Source organism: Aeromonas sp. ZOR0002, from assembly GCF_963866995.1.
GTDB lineage: Bacteria > Pseudomonadota > Gammaproteobacteria > Enterobacterales > Aeromonadaceae > Aeromonas > Aeromonas caviae.
This window is the reverse complement of the sequence record NZ_CAWMFQ010000277.1, coordinates 22,298-27,705: the sequence shown is the minus strand read 5'-3', so window position 1 is coordinate 27,705 and position 5,408 is coordinate 22,298. Positions and strand designations below refer to the sequence as shown.

9 protein-coding genes are annotated in these 5,408 nt (G+C 64.5%); all 9 read left to right on the top strand.

All coding sequences use genetic code 11. The annotated features are described in order from the left end of the window. Positions 1 to 572, top strand: a 572-nt coding sequence (napG, locus tag AACR77_RS15115; RefSeq protein WP_042882572.1) for a ferredoxin-type protein NapG, incomplete at its 5' end; no start/stop codon positions are given. Next, positions 569 to 1,444 (top strand): quinol dehydrogenase ferredoxin subunit NapH, encoded by an 876-nt coding sequence (gene napH, locus AACR77_RS15110; RefSeq protein ID WP_042882570.1) that lies wholly within the window; start codon positions 569 to 571, stop codon positions 1,442 to 1,444. The genes napG and napH, both read left to right, overlap by 4 nt. Continuing rightward, complete coding sequence (locus tag AACR77_RS15105) at positions 1,444 to 1,899, top strand: nitrate reductase cytochrome c-type subunit (RefSeq protein ID WP_029314277.1); 456 nt, start codon at positions 1,444 to 1,446, stop codon at positions 1,897 to 1,899. The genes napH and AACR77_RS15105 overlap by 1 nt, the downstream gene beginning before the upstream one ends. Before the next feature lie 11 nt (positions 1,900 to 1,910). Further along, positions 1,911 to 2,501: a cytochrome c3 family protein gene (locus AACR77_RS15100; protein WP_010674159.1), complete on the top strand. Its 591-nt coding sequence runs from the start codon at positions 1,911 to 1,913 to the stop codon at positions 2,499 to 2,501. A gap of 193 nt (positions 2,502 to 2,694) precedes the next feature. Further along, on the top strand, positions 2,695 to 3,201 hold the full coding sequence (gene moaB, locus AACR77_RS15095; RefSeq protein ID WP_042882568.1) for a molybdenum cofactor biosynthesis protein B: 507 nt from the start codon (positions 2,695 to 2,697) through the stop codon (positions 3,199 to 3,201). Between the two features lie 50 nt (positions 3,202 to 3,251). Then, a complete protein-coding gene (gene moaC, locus AACR77_RS15090) occupies positions 3,252 to 3,746 on the top strand; it encodes a cyclic pyranopterin monophosphate synthase MoaC (RefSeq protein ID WP_010674161.1) in 495 nt (164 codons plus the stop codon). Continuing rightward, positions 3,743 to 3,988 (top strand): molybdopterin synthase sulfur carrier subunit, encoded by a 246-nt coding sequence (moaD, locus tag AACR77_RS15085; RefSeq protein WP_010674162.1) that lies wholly within the window; start codon positions 3,743 to 3,745, stop codon positions 3,986 to 3,988. The genes moaC and moaD overlap by 4 nt, the downstream gene beginning before the upstream one ends. 2 nt (positions 3,989 to 3,990) lie before the next feature. Further along, positions 3,991 to 4,455: a molybdopterin synthase catalytic subunit MoaE gene (gene moaE / locus AACR77_RS15080; protein ID WP_010674163.1), complete on the top strand. Its 465-nt coding sequence runs from the start codon at positions 3,991 to 3,993 to the stop codon at positions 4,453 to 4,455. A gap of 54 nt (positions 4,456 to 4,509) precedes the next feature. Then, entirely contained in the window at positions 4,510 to 5,232 is a 723-nt protein-coding gene (gene modA, locus AACR77_RS15075; protein ID WP_042017460.1) for a molybdate ABC transporter substrate-binding protein, read from the top strand. Positions 5,233 to 5,408: the final 176 nt, after the last annotated feature.

Sequence of the window (5,408 nt, the reverse complement as noted above, 5' to 3'; positions counted from 1 at the left end):
GCGCCTGCGTGCGCTGCGGGCTCTGCGCCCTGGCCTGCCCCTACGACACCCTCAAGCTCGCCCGGCTGTTTGAACCCGTGACCACCGGCACCCCCTACTTCAAGGCGCGCGCCGTCCCGTGCGAGATGTGTGACGACATCCCCTGCGTGGTGGCCTGCCCGAGCGGGGCGCTGGATCAGACCATGACCGACATCGATCAGGCACGGATGGGGGTGGCGGTGCTCATCGATCACGAGACCTGCCTCAACTACCTGGGGCTGCGCTGCGACGTCTGCTACCGGGTCTGCCCCCTCATCGACAAGGCCATTACCCTGGAGCTGCAGCACAACCCGCGCACCGGCAAGCACGCCATGTTCCTGCCCACGGTGCACAGCGATCTCTGCACCGGCTGCGGCAAGTGCGAGCACGCCTGCGTGCTGGAGGAGGCGGCCATCAAGGTGGTGCCTCGCGGGCTTGCCAAGGGGGAGCTGGGTCACCACTACCGGCTCGGCTGGGAAGAGAAGGAGAAGGCGGGCAAGTCCCTTATCGGTGAGCGACTGACCCTGCCGACCCGCAAACCGGAGGGGCTATGAGTCGGTATCCGGGAGCCGAGGCTACGGTCAGGCTGGGCTGGTGGCGTGCCCACCGCTTCCTGCTGCTGCGCCGGCTATGCCAGTTCGGGGTGCTGGGGCTGTTCCTGCTGGGGCCGCTCGCGGGCATCTGGATCCTCAAGGGCAACCTCTCCAGCTCCCTGCTGCTGGAGACGGTGCCCCTCACGGATCCCCTGACCCTGTTGCAGTCGGTGGCAGCGGGCCAGTGGCCCATCCCCACCCTCTGGCTCGGGGCCGGGCTGGTGCTCGCGGGTTACTGGCTGGTCGGGGGGCGGGTGTTCTGCTCCTGGGTCTGTCCGGTCAACCTGGTCACCGATGCCGCCGCCTGGCTCAGGGGGCGACTTGGCCTCAAGGGCAATGGTCAGTTCAACCGCGCTACCCGCTACTGGCTGCTGGCCATGGTGCTGGTGGCGCCGGCCATCACAGGCGTGCTGGTGTGGGAGCTGGTCAATCCGGTGTCGCTCACCCTGCGCGGCCTGTTGTTCGGCATGGGGGCGGGCTGGGGCCTGCTGGCGGCGCTGTTCCTGTTCGACCTTTTTGTGGTGGAGCGGGGCTGGTGCGGCCACCTCTGTCCGGTGGGGGCCTTCTATGCCCTGGTCAACCGGGTCGGGTTCATCAAGATTGCAGCCTCGGGGCGCGAGCGGTGCAGCAACTGCATGGATTGTTATGCGGTCTGCCCGGAGCGTCCCATCCTGCGCGGCCCCGTTCACGGTGCCAGGCGTGGTCACGGGCCCTTGATTGCGGCTCAGGAGTGTACCAACTGCGGCCGTTGCATCGATGTCTGCGCGGAGCAAGTTTTTGAAATCACTGTAGGTTTTGCCGTCAAGGCAGAGAAAACGTCGGAGAACACATAATGAAGAAGCTGATTGGAGCAATGCTGGCCTGCCTGATGGCGGGTTCCTTGATGGCGGCCGTCCCCGAGATCACCAACAGCACGGGGGGCATCAAGTCGGAGCGGGGAAGCACGGATCTGGTAACGGATGCCGACGCGGCCCCCATGAAGAACTTTCGCAAGGATGGCGACCTCTACGATCGCCAGTACATGCACCAGCCCCCGCTGATCCCCCACGACACCCGCAACTATGAAGTGGACAACAAGGTCAACAAGTGCCTGGCCTGTCACAGCTTCAAGAACGCCAGTGCCATGAAGGCCCCCAAGATAAGCCCCACCCACTTCGAGACCCGCGACGGCATGACCCTGGGCGAAGTCTCTCCGCGTCGCTACTTCTGTCTGCAGTGCCACGTGCCGCAAGCGGATGCCAAGCCGCTGGTGAACAATACCTTCAAACCGGTTGAAGCGCTGAACTGAGGAACCCATAGATGAAATTACCCGGCTTTGTGAAGCGTCTGTGGACCACCTTCAAGTCACCGTCGAAGGCGGCCCTCTGGGTCATCCTGCTGATGGGCTTCTTTGGTGGCGTCATCTTCTGGGGCGGGTTCAACACCGCCATGGAAGCGTCCAACACCGAGGCCTTCTGCACCGGTTGCCACGAGATGAAGGACAACGTGTTCGTGGAGTACCGCGACACCATCCACTACGCCAACCGCTCCGGCGTGCGGGCCAGCTGCCCGGATTGCCACGTACCCCACGAGTGGACCTACAAGATCATCCGCAAGGTGCAGGCCTCCAAGGAGCTGTGGGGCATGATCACCGGCAAGGTGGATACCCGCGAGAAGTTTGAATCCCACCGGCGGGAGATGGCCGAGCGGGAGTGGCAGCGGATGAAGGAGACGGATTCGCGCGAGTGCCGCAACTGCCACAACTTCGAGTACATGGACTTCTCCCTGCAAGGGCGTCGGGCCGCCCAGATGCACTCCACCAACCTGGCAAGCGGGGCCAACACCTGCATCGACTGCCACAAGGGGATTGCGCACCAACTGCCTGACATGAAAGGGGTGCCAGGCTTCTGATGGGAAGGCCGCCGGATCCTCGGGATCCGGCGGCCTTCGAGATTAATGGGCAATGACGCCCCCCAGCCAGACATCTTTTGATAGAATCCCTTCCCGGCAACGCGGCGCCCACCGGCTCCTTTCATGGCTGGCACCACGGTGCGGCGCGTTCACCTCATCCTCTCGTGGTCAATGATTGACAGGAATGGCCCCAATGGCACCCAAACACAGCGAATTCATCCCTCTCAAGATCGCCGTCCTGACGGTTTCCGACAGTCGCACCGCTGCCGATGACAGCTCGGGGGACTATCTGGTCGAGGCCCTGACCCAGACCGGCCACATGCTGGCCGACCGGGCGCTCTGTCCAGACAACCTGTTTCGCATCCGCGCCCAGGTGAGCGACTGGATTGCCGACGAGGGAGTCCAGGTGGTGCTCATCAACGGCGGCACCGGCTTCAACGAGCAGAACCGGGTGCCCGAGGCGGTCGGCGTGCTGTTCGAGCGCACGGTGCAGGGCTTTGGCGAGATGTTCCGCCAGCTCTCGTTTGCCGAGATAAAAGGCTCCGCCATGCAGAGCCGTGCCCTGGCAGGGCTCGCCAACCGCACCCTGATCTGCTGCCTGCCCGGCTCCACCGGCGCCTGCCGTCTGGGTTGGGAACAGCTTATCCGGGATCAGCTCGACGCCCGTACCCGGCCGTGCAACTTCGTGACCCATCTGTGATCCCGGGAGTAAACCCGGATCATCCATCTCATTTTTCGATAGGTGCATAGATGAACCTGACCCATCTCAACCAGAGCGGCGAGGCCCACATGGTGGATGTCACCGACAAGCAGGTGACCGAACGCGAGGCCCGCGCCGAGGCTTTCGTGACCATGGCCCCCGAGACCCTGGCGTTGATCCTGAGCGGTCAGCACCACAAGGGGGACGTGTTCGCCACCGCCCGCATCGCCGGCATCATGGCGGCCAAGAAGACCGCCGACCTCATTCCCCTGTGCCATCCCCTGGCCCTGACCCGGGTGGAGGTAGAGATAGCCCCCCAGACGGCGCACAATCGGGTCCATATCCGCACCCTGTGCAAGCTCTCGGGCAAGACCGGGGTGGAGATGGAAGCGCTCACCGCCGCCTCGGTGGCGGCCCTGACCATCTACGACATGTGCAAGGCGGTGCAAAAGGACATGGTGATCGAGCAGGTGCGTCTGGTGGAGAAAAAGGGCGGCAAGTCCGGTCATTTCCAACTGGGTGCGACCAAAGGAGAGCAGGCATGATCAAGGTTCTGTTTTTTGCGCAGGTGCGTGAGCTGGTCGGCTGCGACGAGCTCAGCCTGCCTTGCGACTACGCCAGTGCCGATGCCCTTCGCGCCGCCTTGAGCGAACGGGGTGACAAGTGGGCGCTGGCACTCGAATCCGGCAAGCTCCTCGTGGCGGTCAACCAGACCCTGGTGCCGCTGGATACCCCCCTCCATGACGGGGATGAGGTCGCCTTTTTCCCGCCGGTGACCGGAGGCTGACCATGACCGATCGCATTCTGGTGCAGCGGGATGACTTCTCGCTGGCCGACGAATATGCCCGCCTTGCTGCCCGGCAGGACACAGGCGCGATTGTCAGCTTTGTCGGCAAGGTGCGCGACTTCAATCAGGGGGAGCATGTGAAGGGGCTGGCCCTCGAACACTACCCCGGCATGACCGAGAAGGCGCTGACGAACATAGTGGCCGAGGCCCGCGGGCGCTGGCCCCTGCAGGAGTGTACCCTCATTCACCGCATCGGCGAGCTGCTGCTCGGGGATCAGATCGTGCTGGTGGTGGTGAGCAGCGCCCACCGTGAGGCGGCTTTCGAGGCCTGCCACTTCATCATGGATTTCTTGAAGACCCGGGCGCCGTTCTGGAAAAAAGAGCTGACCGCCGACGGGGTGCAACGCTGGGTCGAGGCCAGGGCGAGCGATGACGCCGCCCTGGCCCGCTGGCAACAAGGGGAGTGAGCCTCGGGCTCGCGTCAATCGATCCGGCCGTGCCGGAACATAAGGAGCAAAGGAATGAAGAGATGGGTATCCCTGTTGGTGCTGGGCGCCGGCGCCATGTACAGCGGTGCTGTGCTGGCTGACGAGGTCAAGGTGGCGGTGGCGGCCAACTTCAAGGGCACCATAGAGCGCATCGGCAAGGAGTTCACCGCCAAGACCGGCCACAGCGTCGTCATCAGTTCGGCGGCCACCGGCGTGCTCTATACCCAGATCACCCACGGTGCGCCCTTCGATCTCTTCCTCTCGGCCGACGTGGCGACCCCTCAAAAGCTGGAGTCGGAAGGCAAGGGGAGCGAACGCTTCACCTATGCCATCGGTCAGCTCGGCCTCTGGCAGAAGGGGGGGCCTGCTCCCGACGAGGCCACCTTGCGCCACTGGCAGGGGGAGCTGGCCATCGCCAACCCCAAGACAGCGCCCTATGGCGCTGCCGCCATGGCGACCCTGGCTCATCTCAAGATCGATCCCAAGCAGTATCGGGTGCTGACTGGCACCAACATCAGCCAGACCTGGCAGTTTGTCGATACCGGCAATGCGAAGCTGGGCTTCGTCGCCTGGGCCAACCTGGTGGAGGCGGGCAAGACCGGCGAAGCCTGGGCGGTACCGGCCAGCTTCTATCCCCCCATCGAGCAGCAGGCCCTGGTGCTGAAGAAAGGGGCGGCGGTGGATGCCCTGGTGGCCTGGCTCAAGGGGCCGGGACAGGCGCAGATCAAGGCGGCGGGTTACGCCCTGCCGCAGTGAGCGCCCGGCGTCTGCCGGGATCCGGCCAGCCCCGTGCTGGCCAGATCCGGTGCCTGACGTGTCCCAAGGCGGCGCCCGTCATGACGGCGCCCTGTTTTTTATCGACACCCGAGAGGGGACCCTATGAGTGAAGGGGATCTGCTGGCGGTCTGGCTGACCCTGAAACTGGCGGCCAG

Coding starts and splice junctions, on each gene's coding strand:
- moaB (WP_042882568.1), top strand. CDS start 2,695: ATGGCACCCAAACACAGCGAATTCATCCCTCTCAAGATCGCCGTCCTG.
- AACR77_RS15105 (WP_029314277.1), top strand. CDS start 1,444: ATGAAGAAGCTGATTGGAGCAATGCTGGCCTGCCTGATGGCGGGTTCC.
- moaC (WP_010674161.1), top strand. CDS start 3,252: ATGAACCTGACCCATCTCAACCAGAGCGGCGAGGCCCACATGGTGGAT.
- moaD (WP_010674162.1), top strand. CDS start 3,743: ATGATCAAGGTTCTGTTTTTTGCGCAGGTGCGTGAGCTGGTCGGCTGC.
- napH (WP_042882570.1), top strand. CDS start 569: ATGAGTCGGTATCCGGGAGCCGAGGCTACGGTCAGGCTGGGCTGGTGG.
- AACR77_RS15100 (WP_010674159.1), top strand. CDS start 1,911: ATGAAATTACCCGGCTTTGTGAAGCGTCTGTGGACCACCTTCAAGTCA.
- modA (WP_042017460.1), top strand. CDS start 4,510: ATGAAGAGATGGGTATCCCTGTTGGTGCTGGGCGCCGGCGCCATGTAC.
- moaE (WP_010674163.1), top strand. CDS start 3,991: ATGACCGATCGCATTCTGGTGCAGCGGGATGACTTCTCGCTGGCCGAC.